General features: G+C 61.7%; 18 protein-coding genes and 1 pseudogene. 10 read left to right on the plus strand and 9 right to left on the minus strand.

Annotated elements, in window-relative coordinates; all coding sequences use genetic code 11:
* Positions 1–18: 18 nt before the first annotated feature.
* Positions 19–951 (minus strand): LysR family transcriptional regulator, encoded by a 933-nt coding sequence (locus B5525_RS25800; RefSeq protein ID WP_079568536.1) that lies wholly within the window; start codon positions 949–951, stop codon positions 19–21.
* 182 nt (positions 952–1133) lie between these two features.
* Here B5525_RS25800 and B5525_RS25805 point away from each other — a divergent pair, with 182 nt between their 5' ends.
* Together B5525_RS25805 and B5525_RS25810 are read left to right on the plus strand one after the other, a co-directional pair.
* Positions 1134–1880 (plus strand): SDR family NAD(P)-dependent oxidoreductase, encoded by a 747-nt coding sequence (locus B5525_RS25805; protein ID WP_079568537.1) that lies wholly within the window; start codon positions 1134–1136, stop codon positions 1878–1880.
* A 39-nt stretch (positions 1881–1919) separates the two neighbouring features.
* The gene (locus B5525_RS25810; protein WP_079568538.1) at positions 1920–3194 is read left to right on the plus strand and encodes an MFS transporter; all 1275 of its coding nucleotides are present in this window, start codon (positions 1920–1922) and stop codon (positions 3192–3194) included.
* Positions 3195–3226: 32 nt separating this feature from the next.
* On the opposite strand, the gene B5525_RS25815 is transcribed toward B5525_RS25810, so the two are convergent.
* The 6 genes from B5525_RS25815 to B5525_RS25840 all read right to left on the minus strand — a co-directional run bounded on the left by B5525_RS25815 (position 3227) and on the right by B5525_RS25840 (position 8584).
* Positions 3227–4687, minus strand: a complete 1461-nt coding sequence (locus tag B5525_RS25815) for an MFS transporter (protein WP_079568539.1) — start codon at positions 4685–4687, stop codon at positions 3227–3229.
* A complete protein-coding gene (locus tag B5525_RS25820; protein ID WP_079568540.1) occupies positions 4684–5673 on the minus strand; it encodes a zinc-dependent alcohol dehydrogenase family protein in 990 nt (329 codons plus the stop codon). Before B5525_RS25820 ends, B5525_RS25815 begins: the two co-directional genes overlap by 4 nt.
* An 86-nt stretch (positions 5674–5759) precedes the next feature.
* The gene (locus B5525_RS25825; RefSeq protein WP_079568541.1) at positions 5760–6083 is read right to left on the minus strand and encodes a DUF1330 domain-containing protein; all 324 of its coding nucleotides are present in this window, start codon (positions 6081–6083) and stop codon (positions 5760–5762) included.
* Between the two features lie 49 nt (positions 6084–6132).
* On the minus strand, positions 6133–6774 hold the full coding sequence (locus B5525_RS25830; protein ID WP_079568542.1) for a glutathione S-transferase family protein: 642 nt from the start codon (positions 6772–6774) through the stop codon (positions 6133–6135).
* 67 nt (positions 6775–6841) lie between these two features.
* On the minus strand, positions 6842–7570 hold the full coding sequence (locus tag B5525_RS25835) for an SDR family NAD(P)-dependent oxidoreductase (protein ID WP_079568543.1): 729 nt from the start codon (positions 7568–7570) through the stop codon (positions 6842–6844).
* Positions 7571–7651: 81 nt separating this feature from the next.
* Positions 7652–8584: an EthD domain-containing protein gene (locus tag B5525_RS25840; RefSeq protein ID WP_079568544.1), complete on the minus strand. Its 933-nt coding sequence runs from the start codon at positions 8582–8584 to the stop codon at positions 7652–7654.
* A 255-nt stretch (positions 8585–8839) separates the two neighbouring features.
* Between B5525_RS25840 and B5525_RS25845 the strand changes: the two genes are divergently transcribed.
* Both B5525_RS25845 and B5525_RS25850 read left to right on the plus strand, forming a co-directional pair.
* Positions 8840–9802, plus strand: a complete 963-nt coding sequence (locus tag B5525_RS25845; protein WP_079568545.1) for a LysR family transcriptional regulator — start codon at positions 8840–8842, stop codon at positions 9800–9802.
* A gap of 149 nt (positions 9803–9951) precedes the next feature.
* Complete coding sequence (locus B5525_RS25850) at positions 9952–10833, plus strand: alpha/beta fold hydrolase (protein WP_079568546.1); 882 nt, start codon at positions 9952–9954, stop codon at positions 10831–10833.
* A 24-nt stretch (positions 10834–10857) separates the two neighbouring features.
* Here the strand turns inward: B5525_RS25850 and B5525_RS25855 are convergent, their stop codons facing one another.
* Positions 10858–11529 (minus strand): TetR/AcrR family transcriptional regulator, encoded by a 672-nt coding sequence (locus B5525_RS25855; RefSeq protein WP_079568547.1) that lies wholly within the window; start codon positions 11527–11529, stop codon positions 10858–10860.
* A gap of 100 nt (positions 11530–11629) precedes the next feature.
* Here B5525_RS25855 and B5525_RS25860 point away from each other — a divergent pair, with 100 nt between their 5' ends.
* The 6 genes and pseudogenes from B5525_RS25860 (at position 11630) to B5525_RS25885 (ending at position 15964) form a co-directional block, all read left to right on the plus strand.
* Positions 11630–12601, plus strand: coding sequence for a quinone oxidoreductase family protein (locus B5525_RS25860; protein ID WP_079573781.1), 972 nt, complete (start codon positions 11630–11632; stop codon positions 12599–12601).
* Positions 12602–12635: 34 nt separating this feature from the next.
* A pseudogene (locus B5525_RS47560) lies at positions 12636–12989 on the plus strand (ketopantoate reductase family protein); the annotation flags it as partial.
* Between the two features lies 1 nt (position 12990).
* Positions 12991–13509 (plus strand): ketopantoate reductase family protein, encoded by a 519-nt coding sequence (locus tag B5525_RS47565; RefSeq protein WP_338075314.1) that lies wholly within the window; start codon positions 12991–12993, stop codon positions 13507–13509.
* 307 nt (positions 13510–13816) lie between these two features.
* Positions 13817–14044, plus strand: coding sequence for a hypothetical protein (locus B5525_RS25875; RefSeq protein ID WP_079568549.1), 228 nt, complete (start codon positions 13817–13819; stop codon positions 14042–14044).
* 97 nt (positions 14045–14141) lie between these two features.
* The gene (locus tag B5525_RS25880; protein ID WP_079568550.1) at positions 14142–15083 is read left to right on the plus strand and encodes a D-2-hydroxyacid dehydrogenase family protein; all 942 of its coding nucleotides are present in this window, start codon (positions 14142–14144) and stop codon (positions 15081–15083) included.
* Between the two features lie 152 nt (positions 15084–15235).
* Positions 15236–15964, plus strand: a complete 729-nt coding sequence (locus B5525_RS25885; protein ID WP_079568551.1) for an SDR family NAD(P)-dependent oxidoreductase — start codon at positions 15236–15238, stop codon at positions 15962–15964.
* 92 nt (positions 15965–16056) lie between these two features.
* Here the strand turns inward: B5525_RS25885 and B5525_RS25890 are convergent, their stop codons facing one another.
* On the minus strand, positions 16057–16521 hold the full coding sequence (locus B5525_RS25890) for a PaaI family thioesterase (RefSeq protein WP_079568552.1): 465 nt from the start codon (positions 16519–16521) through the stop codon (positions 16057–16059).
* Positions 16522–16534: the final 13 nt, after the last annotated feature.

Here is a 16534-nt window from a genome sequence, read left to right on the forward strand (position 1 = left end):
ATGGATGGTATCGTGGTGTCACTTGTGCCGGAGCGGCAGATGTTCCGGGGAGGCCGCGTTCAGCATGCTTCCACGCGCGATCAACTCGTCCAAGAGAAATGCCTTGAGAAGCGAGGACGTGTTTGCCCTGTTGTAGCCGATCACCAGATCGATCGTCGGCGCTTCGCCTCGTAGCGGGCGGCTGACGACCGACGGCGGAAGAAGATTTCGCGCATACAGCGGCAACAGGGCGAGGCCGCGCGTGGAGACGATCATTGAGACCGCCATTGAAATATTATCAACCTCATGGTCGGGAGTAAGATCGAGTCTGGCGCGCGCCCCGTAGCCGTCGATAACGGCCCTGAGAGCAGGTGATGTCGTCTTGGGAACACTGATGAAGGTTTCACGCGGAATGTCTCGCGGGCGAATAGTATCGCGTGTGGCGAGGCGATGATCGCTGGGCAGAAAGACGACGAGGGGCTCCTTGGTCAACAGCTTGAATGCCAGGCCAGGCACGTGGTCTTCCCGCCGGAGAAAGGCCACGTCAAGTTTGCCCTGCAGCAGCCCCCTCGCAAGGTCAGGCGATAGTTGGCTGTGCACGATGACTTCGATGTTTGGTTGATCGTCGCGGAGAATCCTCAGGGCTTCGGGAAGCCACGTCACCTCGTGCCCGGTCAGAAATCCAAGCACGAATGATTCCTTGGCGACCTGGGACGCTCGCCGGGCCGCTTCGCCAGCAACCTCGACCTGCGACAGCACCAGACGGGCATGATCGAGAAAAACGCGGCCTGCCGGGGTCAGTTCAATTCCACGCGGACCGCGGATCAGTAGTTGGGCGCCGTCCTCCAGCTCCAGATCGCGGATCTGCCGGCTGAGTGACGGCTGGGCGGTGTGAAGCCGCCGCTCGGCCGCCAGCGTCAGGCTGCCTTCCTCAGCCACAGCAATGAAATAGCGCAGATGACGCAGTTCCATGTTTAACTCATGCTTTCAAAGTATGGCATGGACCCTACAAAGTCTTTCTCCATTCCGCCAGAGCCACCTACATCACCCAAAGCCTAACGAGCGGAAATACGCCGCTGTCTCCCAAACCCTTGGTCGGAATGACCTGCCGAGCAAGGCTTTTCAGCAATCTCTCACTCCAGGAGAAACTGCATATGACCGCCCCCGTTGTCCTGATTACCGGCGCCTTGACCGGCATTGGCCGTGCCACGGCGCTGGCCTTCGCCCAGGAGGGCGCCCGGATTGTTGTCTCCGGCCGCCGCGACCAGGAGGGACAAGCCCTGACCCAGGAGCTCCGCGCCCTCGGCGTTGAGGCTGAATTCATCCGCGCCGACGTTCGCCATGAAAACGATGTCCGCAACCTGCTCGACAAGACCGTGGCCGGCTTCGGCCGGCTTGACGTCGCGGTCAACAACGCCGGCACCGAGGGCAAGCCCGGGCCGGTGACGGAGCAGACCGCCGAAAGCTACGCGGCCACGTTCGACACCAACGTGCTCGGCGTGCTGCTCAGCATGAAGCATGAGATGCGGGTGATGCAGGCGCAAGGCAGCGGCAGCATCGTGAACCTGTCGTCGACCATGGGACATCGCGGCGCGCCGGGCGCCTCGCTCTATACCGCGAGCAAGCACGCGGTCGAAGGGCTGACGAAATCCGCGGCGCTCGAAGGAGCGGCATCAGGCGTTCGCGTCAATGCGGTCGCGCCCGGTCCCGTCGAAACCGGAATGCTGGACCGGTTCACCGGCTCTGCCGAGCGAAAGGCCGGACTTGTCGCAGGCGTGCCGCTCAAGCGTGTGGGCACGCCTACGGAGATCGCCGATGCTATCGTGTTCGTCGCTTCTCCCAAGGCGTCATTCATCACCGGCCAGATCATTGCCGTGAACGGCGGCAAGACCGCTTCGTAAATTCTGCACCCCGAAAACAGCACCATCACAAAGCTCGCAATGATCAAGGTATCATCGGCGTCCGTTCGTCATACCGTGGCGGGCTGGACCGAGCCTCCGGCGGGCGGGCGGTTCGCCCTCGGGCGCCGCGCGAGTCTGTTCGTGTCGGCGGGCGTGGTCGGTCATACGCTATGGACAAGTGCGGCGCCCGCGCTCACCTACGGGCTTTATGCCGAGGAGTGGCATCTCACCCATACGGCGATAGCGGCGATCTTCGCCATCTATCCGATCGCCGTCGTCGTCATGCTGCTCGGCTTCGGCGGCATTTCCGACCAGATTGGCCGCCGCACGACCATGTTGGCGGGGCTCTGGGCTTCGCTCGCCGGCGCGCTGCTGTTTGCGGTCGCACCCGACGTGTGGTGGGTATTCGCAGGACGTGCGCTGATGGGCATCGGCGTCGGCCTTGCTGCGAGCCCGTCGACTGCCGCGATCCTGGAGTTCACGAGCCCGGAACGCGCGAAGAGCGCGGCCTCGGTCACGATGGGGGCGCAGGCAATTGGCTTCGCCACGGCTTTGCTGCTCGGCGGCGCCTTGACGCAATACGGGCCATGGCCGACCCGCCTTTGCTTCTGGGTGCTTGCGGTCTTCCTCATCGTCCTTCTGATCGGGACGTGGCTCTTGCCGCGTCATACGCCCGGCGGTAGGGGCGGCGACTGGCGCTCGAGAATGCCATCCGTTCCGAAGCACGTGCGTCGGGCTTTCGCGATGACATCGACTGCGATGGTCGCGGCCTATGCGTTCGGCGTCCTGGTGCTCTCGCTCGGCGGCCAGGTCGAGCATGATCTGATCGGTTCGCCCAACGCCCTTCTCAACAGCGCCGTCCTTTCATTGTTTCCCATCGTGATGGGCGCGATCGGGATCGTGGCTCGGCCGCTTTCGCCGCGGCGGGCGCTGATCGTCGGCGCGCTGATCTCCGGTGCGGGCATGGTGCTGCTCATCCTGGCGGTCAGCTTGCGCGATCTAGTTATCTATTTGCTGGCGACGGCCGCTGCGGGTGGCGCATACAGCCTGTTGTTTGTCGGCGGTCTGCAAGTGATCAGCGTGACGGCTCCCGAGCGTCACCGCGGCGGCATCCTCGCCGCGCTCTATCTCCTGAGTTACCTGTCGATGGGCGCGCTCGCGCTCGCTCTCGGCGCGCTCGCGACGGCGAGGGGGCTTAGTCTGGCCGTCGATCTCGGTGCGGCAGCGATCATTCTGATGAATGTTGCCACGCTCGTATTCGCAACGACGAAGCCCACCATAACCCCATCCGCGGCCTCGCCTGCATCGACATGAGGACCACGCGAACGTTCGCGCGTCCGTCGGAATCACGACGGACCTGAGGTCCTGTCGGGCAGGAGGAGAAGCAGCCCGACGACTGCGAGCAGCATCAGTACGTTCCAAAAGGCGACCGCACCAAACGCCTGGACATAGGATGCCGTCTGGCTGAGGCCTCTTGATCCGGCACCAGAAAGGGTCAGAAAAAAAGGAACCTCCAGTGCTGCTACCCCCAATGCATTGCCGCCGCGCTGCATCGTCGTCAGGACCCCAGCTGCGGATCCGACGTGGCGGTCATGGATGCCGCTCATCACCGCATTCAGTATTGGCGTCATGAAGAGGCCCATACCGATACCAACGAGCAACAAGGACGGAAGAAGCCATGGGGCTGGAAGCGGATCGACTGTCCAGCACAGGACTAGCGTAAGAAGCATCCCGACCAGGTCCACGAGGACGCCTGCCATCATGATACGGCGCACCCCGAACGACGTTAGCCGACTTGCAATCGGCGAAACGATTCCGAACGCCCCACCGAGGATTGCCAGGCTTCCCGCCGTGGCCAGCGGCGAGTGCCCATATCCCGTCTGCATCAGCAACACGTAGGAGAAGCTGAAGGGCGTCGTGGATCCCCAGAAGAAAAGGATCAGAAGTGCGCCGATATTGAACGCACGGTCGCCAAACAGGTCGGTCTCGAGCAGGGGAGAGAGTCCGTGCCGCGATTTCCAGCGCTGGTGGAGATAGAACCCCACGAAAGCAACCGGGGACGCAGCCAGCATCGCGACCGGCCAGCCGGCCCAGCCGCGCTCCGGTCCCTCGACCAACGGCAGCATCAATAGCAACATGGCGAGTGTGCTTAGCGCGACACCCGTAAGGTCAAGCCGCTTGCGCTCGCCGGAACGCACGTCTGCCAGCACCAGCGGCGTCAGGAAAATGGCCACGATCCCAATTGGGAGGTTCACCAGAAAGACCGTGCGCCAAGCAAGGCCGAAGAGGTCAGCTTGGATCAGGACTCCCCCAAGGACAAGCCCTGCGACGTTGGCAAGGCCTATCGCTACGCCCATCGCGCCGAACGCCGCCCTACGCTCGCCGCCATCGGCAAAGGACATTCGCACCAACGCAAAGACCTGGGGCGAGAGCATCGCCGCGGAGGCGCCCTGCAGCAGCCTGCCGACAATAAGAATCTCGATGTTCGGCGCGACCCCGCAGATGAACGACGTCAGCGTGAACGCTCCAAAGGCCGCCATGAACACACGACGCTGGCCGTAGATGTCGCCAAGTCGTCCCCCGGTGATCATTCCGGCGGAAAAGGCCAGTGCGTAGGTTGCTACCGTGAGTTCGGCCTCGCCGAAGCTCGCGTCTAGCGTAGTTCTGATTGACGGAATCGCAATGTTGACGATCGAGTTGTCCATGACCGTCACAAAAATGCCCGAGAGGACGACGGCGAGGGCGACCCAGCGGCGGGCGCCGATGCCCGGGCTGGCGACCTCTGCGCTCGGTTCGTGGTCGCTCAAAGAGTGACGACGATCTTGCCGAATTGGCCGCTGTTCTCCAGATAGCGATGCACTTCCACCATATCGTCGAACTTGAATATGCGATCGATGACCGGCTTGAGCGCGCCGCTCGCAAGACCCCTGGTAACGTAATCCACCGCCGCTTTCCGGCGAGCCTCGTCGCCAGTGACCAGCCGGATGCTGTACCCTTTGACGATCGTCATCTTGCGGATCATCTCCAGCACCGGGATCGGGGTGTCATCCTCGCTCAGCGCGCCGTAGATGTAGACGATGCCCTCATTGGTCAGCGCGGCGATCAGCTTGGCCAGGTCCGCGCCGCCCACGGGATCGAAGGCGACCCGTGCGCCATGGCCGTTGGTGATGCGCATCACCTCGGCGACCATGTCTTGCTCCCTTGTTGCAACGACATGGGCTGCGCCGGCCTCGTGCAGCCGCTTTTTCTTGTCCGAAGTGCGGGTCAGCGCGATGGGGGTCGCGCCGGCTTGGTTGGCAATTTGAATCGCCGCCAGGCCGACGCTGCTCGAAGCTGCGGGAATGATGACGAAGTCGCCAGTCTTCACGTGGGCGTCGAAGACGAGCGCGCCGTAGGCCGTGATGAACATCATCCAGACCGACGCCGCTTCGACGAACGAAAGCGACGCTGGATGCTTCACGATGGCATGATCGGGGGCGAGGATGACCTCTCCGTAGGTGAAGTACCTGTTCAGGGAGAAGGCCGGAATCGTGCTGACGCTGTCGCCCACGGCAAAATCGGCGACATCCTTGCCAGCGGCATCGACCACACCTGCGCAATCATATCCGAGACCAGCCGGAAATATCGGGGATTCGACGTATTTATCGTTACGCCACATCGACTCGGCGCGGTTGATGCCGATTGCTTTCACCTTGATGCGAACTTCGTGCGGGCCGGGAGCGGGCACTTCCATTTCAATGAATTCGAGAACTTCAGGCCCTCCGGCCTTTGCGAATTTGATGGTGCGGGACATGATGCCTCCGGCAAGTCGGGTAGGAGTTAAGCTATTCGGCACGCGCGCGAACGGCAGTCTGCGTCGAGCCGGTGACGAGGGCGCCTTTAGAGAAGGTGTCCGGAAAGGTGGAGGATCTGTTCCGTTCCGGTCAGGAGGCACACGAAGCCCTTGCTCGCTTTGAGCCGGATCGGCTGCACCGCCTGATAGGCGTCGGAGTGATAGAAGTTCTTCACGGCCTCGGGGCTATCGAACTCGACGATAACCCGGCGGCGCTGCGGGATGACGCCATCCAGCGGTTGCGCGTCTTCGCCGCGCACGAGAATCCTGCCGCCGTGCGCTGCGATGATGCCCGGAACGCTCGTGCGGTAGGCCTCGTAGGCCGCCGGATCGGTGATCTCGATTTCGACAAAGAAATACCCTTTGGGCACGGTTTAACTCCTGTATTGGCCGGCAATCAGTCGCGAGGCTGCTTTCGCGCTATGCGCTCATACTGGATCGCGACGAAACCACATCCTTCCAGCGCGTTAGCGCCCGGTGCCCCTCCGGAATCGAGACGTCGAGCGCCTTCGCGAAATCGATGGTCACCAGTGCAGTGATGTCTGCCGCCGAAAACCGCTCGCCGGCGACGAAGGGCACCTGTTCGAGCCGTGCGTTCAGATCGGCGAGAAAGTTCTGCACGCGCAGCACGCTGCGGTCGACCAACCCCGGGATTTGCTCATAGCCATGCGGTCCGGCGATGGCGCGGCCCTTGAGCCTCTCCATCTTGTTGCGCACGCCTTCCATCACCGCCGCAAAGCCTTCGAGCTCGGCGAACCGCTCCCACATCACGACCAGGCCCTTGTCCTTCGACGTGGCGCCCAATAGGGGCGTGTCGGGAAAGGCTTCATCGAGATACCGCATGATGGCCGGTACCTCTACGATGGTGGTGCCATCTTCGAGCACCAGGGCCGGCACCACGAGGCGGGGATTGATGGCCCTGTAGGCTTCCGAGTGTTGCTCGCCCGCGCCGAGATCGACAGAAATCAGCGTCGGCTTGAGTCCCTTCTCGGCCAGGAAAATTCGGACACGCCGCGAATTGGGCGAGTTGATGGCGTGGTAAAGCTTCAACATGTCTGACATCTCGTGACTCCTTGTGTTCGATCAGGATGGCCACCGTGAGCAATCGTGATCATCTCTCGTTCTCGCGTTAGACCTGCGCTCTGCCGCCATCGGCGAACAGTTCGATCCCTGTGACGAAGCTGGAGTCGTCCGAGCCCAGAAACAGCGCGACCTTGGCGATCTCTTCGGGCTCCGCCATGCGGCCCATCGGGACGGTCGTGACGATGCGCGCGATGGCCTCAGGCGGCTGCAGCGCCACCTGCGGGGTGACGACAGGTCCGGGGCTGAGAACGTTGGCGCGGATGCGCCGGTCCTTCAGCTCCGCGGTCCAGGTGCGCACGAATGAGCGAATGGCCGCCTTGCTCGCGGCGTAGACGCCGAAACTCGGGGTGCCTTTGGTCGCCGCGGCTGAACCGGTCAGGATGATGGAGGCGCCATCGTTCAGAAGCGGCAGTGCCTTTTGAACCGTGAAGAGCAGTCCCTTGACGTTGGTGTCGAAGGTCTTGTCGTAGTACTCCTCGGTGATGCTTCCCAACGGGACAAATCCGCCAAGTCCTACATTGGCGAAGAGGACATCGATTCGGCCCTTCGCTTTGACGCGCTCGTAGAGACGATCGAGGTCGGCGAGCTTCGCGACGTCACCCTGAACGCCCGTGACGTTGCGGCCGATGGCCGCTACAGCTTCTTCGAGCTCCTTCTGGCGACGGCCAGTAATGAAGACGTGAGCACCTTCACTGGCGAAGAGCTTTGCCGTGGCGACGCCGATACCCTGGGTACCGCCGGTAATGACAGCCACTTTCCCTTGCAATTTACCCATGGTTCGTTGCCTCTCCGCGCCTCTCTGTGTTGTTGTCGAATGCCCCCTGTCCCAGTCATGGAGACCTCGGGCCGGGCGGCGTCACCCCTGCGGGCCCTGCACGAAGCGCCGTGTGACCTCATCCCGCGTCTGGTTGACGGCACCGATTCTCTCGATGAGCTCCGCGGTCCGGCTGCCTCTCAAACCCGCAGTGGTGATCACGCCATCGCGGACATAGGTGTAGACACCAGTCAACAGGAATGCGCCGACCGAGCGGAGATATCTGCGCTGGTCCTCAATGGTTGAGCGATAGGTTTCGCTTTCGTAGAATTCTCGTGCCGTGAGCGCGCTTGCGAAACCGATCTCGATGACGCCGATGTCCTTGCGTTCGTCGCTGACCCGATGATCGCCATGGGGCGAGGGCGGCGATGGGCGCGCGTTGTCGTACGGTTCGGGCAGATGCAGGCGCAACTTCTGCACCGCCGGCGCGGATGCCAGATATCGCGCCCACTCCGACAGCCAGGGCCGGAATCCCTCGGCAGATCCGCCGTTCAGATGCAAATGCAGGCGGTACAACCGGTCCGGCCCGTTTGGAATGCCGTCGGGCTCGCGATCAACCAGCGTATGTGACCCCCGTGGCAGATTGTAAGCGACGATGTGCTCGAACAGATGGAACACGTCTCCGAACAGCACCGGGCTTGCCTCGGCGTAACGGTTCAGGTCGTCGATGTCGGCGAAGCCGATTTCCGCGGCGCCGTCGAGCACGACGTCCATGCGGTGAACGCCGTCCGGCAGAGGCCAGAGATTGGCCCAGTGGTCCTGTGAAAAGTGGTGCTGCACGTAGTAGCTGATGCCGGGAAGTCGCGCGCACAGCGTCCCGAGGACATCGCGCCAATAGTCTGCGAACAGATCTCGCGGAAGCCCGGCAAGCTTGCGCAGGACGCCATAGGAAAGGCAACGGATGTTCTCATCGCGCGGTGCAAAGTTGGCAGTGTCCACGACCTTCGTCGCGTTCGGGTGGCTGTGCTGGGTCATGGAAAATTCCTTCCCGCATTGGTTCGGGCCAACTCGTCGGGTGATGTTTTCTTTGGGGGCCTTTGCAACAAGGGCCAATTGCCGAGCATTCAATCGGCAGCGCCGATTGATCGCTCGCAAGCTGATGGTCCAGGCTGGGCCAGATGCCGAGCACGGTTGAGTACCCGCTTCATCCAGATTGCAGGCCGCATCGCCGGAGCGTAGGCTCGCATTCAATCGGCCCGTCCGATCAATCGGTTGACGCGGGGATAGGCGGTGGAACTGCGGCAGATCGACTGCTTCCTGGCAGTCGCAAAGGATCTCCATTTCGGAAAAGCGGCGAAGAGGCTCTCTCTCGCCCAATCCTCCGTCTCCGAAGCGATACGCTCCCTGGAGCAGGAAGTGGGCGGACCGCTGCTGGTCCGAACGAGCAGGCGCGTCCAGCTGACCTCCCTTGGCGAGAAGTTTCGTCTCGGCGTCGAACCCGCCGCCCTGGTGCTGCACGCCACGTTGGACGATTGCAGGAAGACCGTCCTTGGTCAGCCAAACCGGCTAAGGATCGGCTTCCTCGGCGGCGGACTCTATGAATTAACCCTGCCATTCGTCAGGCACCTCAGGAGCAAGTTCCATATCGATGTCGAGTGGGTGGAGCTTTCGCTGCTGGACCAGTTTGAGGCGATTGCAGCGGGCAAGGTCGACGCGGCCATCTGCAGACTTCCGCTTTCCCATGACGGCTTGGTACAATGCACGGTGCTCCTTGAGGAGAAGAAGAAGCTGGTGGTGCCGGCCGATCACAGGCTCTCAAGCAGAGACTGGATTGATCCTGAGGAGCTCGCGCTCGAGACCGTCCCGACATTGCCCGACAATCACCAGTTGGGAGCCTGGGCAGCGATCCATTTCCCTGATCACACTCCTTCGGGACGGCCGATCGCGCGAGGGCCAGTCGTCACAACGATCCGAGAATCTCTTGCGGCCGTCGAATCCGGCGAGGCCGTCGTCATCGTGGGAGCGCATCAGATTTATCGACAAGCAGAGCTCTATTATTCCAACCATCGGCGTTCCTCCCGTCGGTACCGCTCTCGTCAGGCGCCGAGCCGATCGCCGGCGCGTGATACTGGATCTCGAAGAATGTGCGCGCGATGTCGCGGCCGGGTTGGTCGAAACTGTAGAGCATTGATCGTCACTGAACTGGTTTTTCAACCAAGCGCAAGAATTGAGTACGGCGTAGCATCGTTTTGAGCTGGCGCTCGGCCGCAGGAAAGGGTTCACGGGATTATCGTTTCGCCGGACAAAGAGTGACGCATGCGGTGCGAGCCAATGTTTCCGAACGACATTGCCGCGTGAGCACCGTGCTGGACCTGCAAGACAGCAGCCTTTAAGTAAGCTCCATGGACGCAGCAATCGACGCGCCGCAATCGCGCTATTACCACTCCCAGGGGCTAAGGCTTCATTTTACCGACTGGGGTAACCCGCAGGCCCCGCCGTTGCTCCTGGTTCATGGCGGTCTCGATCATTCCCGCAGTTGGGATCATCTGGCGCGCGCGTTGCGGCGCAACTTTCATGTCCTGGCGCCCGACCTTCGCGGGCATGGCGAGTCTGAATGGGCGACCGGCAGCAGCTACAGCCTGGCTGACCATGTTTACGATCTTACTGGCCTAGTGAAGGCTGCAGGCTTCGAGAACGTGTCGATCGTCGGCCATTCCATGGGCGGTATGGTCAGCCTGACCTATGCCGGTGTGTTTCCGGAAAAGGTATCCCGGCTGGTCGTGCTCGACGGCGTGACCAATTATCCGGCGAGACAAGTCAAGCCCGCCGACGTCAGAATCGCCGAGTGGATCAGCGATCTGGACAAACTGGCGCAACGGAAAATCCACCGCTATGCGTCGCTCGCCGATGGCGCCGAGCGGATCCTGCGTCGCAACCGGCATCTGACGCGCGCGCAGGCGCTGCATCTGGCGACTCACGGCCTGAAGCAAAATCCCGACGGCACCTATAGCTGGAAGTTCGATCCGTACTTGCGCGCCCGCGCGCCCTATCGGTTATCGCTGGATGACCACATTGGGCTGTGGTCGCGCATCGCGTGCCCGACGCTCCTCGTCAGCGGTAGCGAAAGTTTCCTGCCCGACCCTGCGACGGCCGGCGTAATGAAGCATTTTGAGAACGCCGAATTGGCAAGGATCGAGGGCGCGGGTCACTGGCTGCAACACGACAAGCCGGATGAAGTCCTCGACCTTCTCAAGAAATTCTTCGACCAGGCAGAATCGAAGTAGGCGGCCTTGAAAATTCGCCGCTGGCTAGTTGCGACGCCCGACCAATCGCTTGCCGGTATCCTTGCCGCGATAAAGGCCGGCGATACCTCTTCCCGGTAAACTAGGCGCTAGCAGCTTGCGGGCGGCATCGACAAGGTCGCCCCTCAGGTCAGCCGGTTCTGCGAAGAGGCCGGTAGCGTACGCGCCGTTGATGATTAGCGCGAGTTGAGATGCAACACGGCTGGGATCAGAGACCCCAAGCCTGGCAACGATGGTCGCAAGCCTCGCCCGCAGTTCCTCCTTGTTGCCCTTGGCGACAACACGGCCGGGATGGTTCTGGTCGGGGAACTCCGTCACCAGATTGAGGAACGGACAGCCGCGATAGGCGGGGCGCCCGATCCGCTCTGCGATGCCCGATAGCAGTGCGTCCAGCAAAGCATGCGGATTATCGGCGTGTTGCGCCTCAACGTGATCCCACCATTCCCAGAACGACCGATCCCGCTCCGCGGCGAAGGCGGCAATCAAGGCGTCCTTGGATTCAAACACGCGATAGAGGCTCGTCTTCGACACGCCGGATCGGTCGACGACGGTATCGACGCCGATGGCGCGGATGCCCTCGCTGTAGAACAGCTCGTTTGCCGTCGCGAGAATGCGCTCGCGGGCACTCGCTTCGCCCTTTGCCGGGGCGCCCCGCCGGGGGCGGGCTGCCGCCTTCATACCGCAAGCTCCTCACGTTTCGGTGTCACCGTTGACAAAGTAACAGACCTGTCTGTAACGTCAAGTGGCGTACAGGTCTGTCACTTTATGGAGGATGGCGATGCGGACGATCGAAGCGAGCACTTTCTCGGGTTACGAGGGGCTGCGGCAGACCGAATTTCCCAACCCACAACCGACACCTGATCGGGTGCTGGTCCGAGTCACCGCAGCCGGTGTCACGCCGCTCGACTACACGATCCTGTCGGGAGGACATCCCCGAGCGAGGGCGCCGCTGGTGCTCGGCAATGAAGGCGCGGGCGTCATTGAGGATGCCGGCGAGAGCGGGCTCGCGGTCGGAAGCCGCGTGATGTTCACAGGACCCTACGGCGTCGCTGAGAATGGCACGTGGCAAGACTGGCTGCTGGTGAGGCCCGAACATCTGGCGCTCGTACCAGACACAATTGATGACCTCGTCGCCGCGAGCCTTCCGGTGGCCTATTTGACAGCGCAGGTCACGCTGACCCTCGCCGGATTCAAGCCAGGCATGACGGTGCTGGCTCCCGGGATCGGTGGGTCGGTCGGCAACGCGACCTTTCAGCTCGCGCGCGCGCAAGGTGCGGGCAAGGTGATTTCGACCGCCGGCAGCACGGCGAAAGCCGCCAAGGCGCGTGAGCTTGGCTTCGAAGACGTGATCGACCTGTCCGCGGAAGGCCTCGCCGAAGGCGCTCGTCGGATAACGGGAGGCAAGGGCGTCGACATCGTCATCGAGAGCATCGGCGGGTCCGTAACCAGTGAGGCATTGAGCAGCCTTGGCCTCGGCGGTGTCTTGATCACGCTGGGCTATTCCGCCGGACGCAAGACCACAATCGACGTGACCGACCTGATCTGGAAGCGCGCGCGGATGGCCGGCTTCTCTCTATTTGCCCAATCGCCGACGGCGATCGCCGCAGCGTGGCGGGACATCACCCCACTGATCGTCGGCGGATCCGTCAAACCGATCGTCGAGCGGGTCTATCGTCTCAACGAGGCGGGCGAAGCCTTGCGTCATCTGATCGAGGATCGGCCATTTGGTAAAGTCGTCCTGGCAGCCTGACCGAAAGGAAACGTTGCTTATGAAAATCGCCGTTATGGGGGCAGGTGCAGTTGGCTGCTACTACGGCTTCAAGCTGGCGCGGGCCAGACACGAAGTGGTGCTGATCGGGCGCCCTCAACACGTCGAGGCGATCCAACGTCACGGGCTCCGGCTCGAAACACAAACCGTCGACGAACGCATTCGCGTCGCTGCCAGCACCGAAGCCAGCGCGGTGCAGGGCGCACAGCTTGTGCTCTTTTGCGTGAAGTCCACCGATACCGAAAGCGCTGCAGCTGCTATCAAGCCGCTTCTTGCGCCGGATGCGGTGGTGCTGTCGTTGCAAAACGGCGTCGAGAATGCGGACCGGCTCCGCGCGCTGCTGCAACAACAAGTGCTCGCAGCAGCGGTATATGTCGGGACCGAAATGGCCGGGCCGGGGCATGTCAGGCACCACGGGCCGCGGCGAACTGGTCATCGAACGGTCGAAGGCCAGCAACGACATTGCACGCGCGCTGATCGCCGCCGACGTGCCGACCGAGATTTCCGACAACGTGCGCGGTGTGTTATGGGCGAAGCTGATCACCAACTGCGCGTACAACGCGCTATCGGCGATTACACAATTGCCCTACGGCCGGCTCGTGAAGGGTGAGGGCATAACTGCCGTCATGCACGACAACGTCGATGAATGCGTGGCAGTTGCGAAAACCGATGGCGTGACGCTTCCAGGCGATGTCGATGTGGCCGTCCGTAAAATTGCCGAGACGGCCGCAGGCCAGTACGCATCGACCGCGCAGGATCTGGCGCGAGGCAAGCGCAGTGAGATCGATCATCTGAACGGGTTCATCGTGCGGCGCGGCGAAGCGCTGGGCGTCGCGACGCCTGCCAACCGGCTGCTGCATGCGATCGTCAAGCTGATCGAGAGCAAGTAGCCGGTTCGCATGCTCCGAAATCGTCGACTCAAAGTGAAGTTGAGTCATGTATCGCTTGAGCGAGCGTTGCCTGGAAGATTTTGCAGTGGGTCAGACGTTCGGTTCGGGGCGGCCGCGCATCGATGAGGACCGGGCCCTCGCATTCTCGGCCGAGCTCTGCCCCCACCCCTTCCACCTCGAGGAGGCGGCGGCGCACTGCTCGATTTCCGGAGGACTGGCCGCCAGCGGCTGGCGTTGGTCAATGCACACAGGGTTCCGGGCGATGATGTTACTGCTCAGTCACCTCTCGATAACGTGAGTATATGATATGCATCATTCTATTGATGGTCGAAGACTCGCGACTAGTTCAATAGGTAGTCAAATTACTGATGAGGAGAATTTCAGTAATGAACAGATCAAATATTCAATCGATTCTTATCGCTATGAACTCGTGCACGGCGAAGATGCCGACTTCATCGCCTATCAACGGAAGTTTGGCGATGGCCTTTGGCAGACGGTTTCAACATGGATGATCCCGCGCACGGAGTGCCGGTAAAGCCGATCTCTCTTAGAAACCCGGCTGCCGTTGTGAGGGACCCTGTCCCGGAGACCAACCGATTTCTGCAGCCTGCTCCAACGAAGCCGAGGCAGTAGTGAAGATCGCAATCCTAGATGATTACCAGAATGTCGCGCTGAGCATCGCCGATTGGTCCGCGGTCGCCAAAAAGGCAGACATCACTGTCTTCAACGATCATATCGACCAAATCGATACATTGATCGAAAGGCTCCGGCCGTTCGACGCGATTTGCGTCATGCGCGAGCGCACGCCCTTGCGCCGCGACGTCATCGAACGTTTGCCGCGGCTGAGGTTCATTGCCTCGACCGGCCCGCGCAACATCTCCATCGACATGGCCGCCGCCAAAGAGCGCGGCATTTTAGTTGCCAACACGGGATATAGATCGACACCAACGATCGAATTGACTTGGGCGCTGATCCTGGCCAGCGCCCGTCATCTTGTCAGAGAAAGCAACTCGATCAGGGCAGGCGGTTGGCAAACCTCGATCGGCCATGAAGTCGACGGCAGAGTCCTTGGAGTGTTAGGTCTCGGAAACGTTGGCGGACAGGTCGCGAGGATCGGCCGCGCGTTCGGCATGAAGATCATCGCTTGGAGCCAGAACTTGACCGCGGAAGCGGCGGCAGCGGCTGACGCCGAATTCGTGACGAAGGACGAACTTTTTCGGCGGGCGGACGTCGTGACCATCCACCTCATCCTGAGCGAGCGCACCCGCGGTCTCGTCGGCGCCGCCGAACTGGCACTCATGAAACCGACGGCGCGATTGGTCAACACGTCGCGCGGTCCGATCGTCGACGAGCAAGCGCTCATCGAGACCTTGCGCACGCAGGCTATCGCGGGAGCGGCTGTCGACGTTTTCGATACCGAGCCCTTGCCAGCGACGCATCCATTCCGATCGCTCGAGAACCTGTTGGCGACGCCGCATATCGGATTCGTTGCAGAAGACCTCTACCGGACTTTCTACAATGATGCGGCGGCTGCGATCGGAGCATGGATAGAGAACCAGGCTCCGAGCCCGTGAGGATGAGGAACGAGGCATAACGGCCAACCCGTCCCGAATGATCGCCCAAACGGCGCAAGATCCGACATTTCGAAAGCCGCGGAAGGTGGCCGGCCACCGGGGCCGCAACCGCTGCGGTGATGAGCTTTAGCTGCAAAATGGAGCGACGATAAATGGGCAAGTTGCAGGGAAAGGTTGCCGTGGTGACCGGAGGCACCACGGGAATAGGCTTCGCCACGGCGAAGCGGTTCGTGGATGAGGGCGCCTATGTCTTCATAACGGGTCGCCGCCAACAGGAACTCGACGAGGCCGTCAAGGCGATCGGCAGCAACGTGGCAGGAGTTCGGGGAGATGTCTCCAAACTGCAGGACCTCGATCGCCTCTACGAGACCGTGAAGGCAAAGGGGAAGATTGACGTCCTGGTCGCTAATGCCGGCACCGGCGAATTCGCTCCATTGGCAAGCCTCACGGAGGAGCATTTCGACAAACTTTTCGATCTTAATGTGAAGGGCACGCTGTTCACCGTGCAAAAAGCGTTGCCCCTAATAAATGATGGAGGGTCGATCATTCTCGTCGGCTCCGTCGCGAGCGTCAAAGGCACAGCCTCCTTCGGTACCTACGGCGCGACCAAGGCGGCGGTTCGCAATCTGGTGCGAACCTGGACCATGGAGTTGAAGGACCGTCGCATTCGCTCGAACGTCCTAAGCCCGGGTCCGATCAAGACGCCGCTGGTGGATCTGCAACCACCGGAAACCATCGCGAGGATGGTAGCCACCATTCCGATGGGACGGATGGGAGAGCCGGACGAAGTCGCTAAGGCAGCGGTGTTCCTGGCCTCAGACGATTCCAGCTTCGTCACGGGCATCGAGCTATTCGTCGATGGGGGCCGAGGTCAAGTTTGAGCAGCGGAAGGCGCGGCGCGTACCAGCCAGCAAGCCGTTTCGCCTGCGGTCCAGTTCGAAGGACGGACTGGTAGCCACTGCATAAACATCCCTCAGGAAACCCCTTGCCGCACGAGATGGCACGTGGTCGTCCCGTGGGCGAGAAGCCTGCCGTTCGCGTCGATTAATCTGCCTTCAGCGATGGCCGTCTGCCGACCGACATGCAGGGTCTTGCCCTCGCCGCGGACGACCCCGGTATCGGCGGACATCGGTCTTGTGAAGTTAATCTTGTATTCGAGCGTCACGGAGGAAAGGCCTGGCGCGAGCGAGGTCACGATGGCTGCTGCCATGCAGGTATCGAGCAGGACGGCCGCATAACCACCATGGACGAACCCCAGGGGATTGTAGTGCTCTGCTGTCGGTTTCGCGGTTAGCACGACAAGCCCAGGCTCGGCAGCCTCGATGTTGATATCGAAAAGCTCGAGCATCGACGAACGCGCAACGGAACCCTCCATCAGCGCCCGAAAGTACTTAAGACCGGAGAAAGCGGAAACGCCATCGTTTGCGGTACGATCCATGCCCTTAGCCTGC

Origin of the sequence: Bradyrhizobium erythrophlei (genome assembly GCF_900129505.1) — a bacterium.
GTDB classification, from domain to species: Bacteria; Pseudomonadota; Alphaproteobacteria; order Rhizobiales; family Xanthobacteraceae; genus Bradyrhizobium; species Bradyrhizobium erythrophlei_D.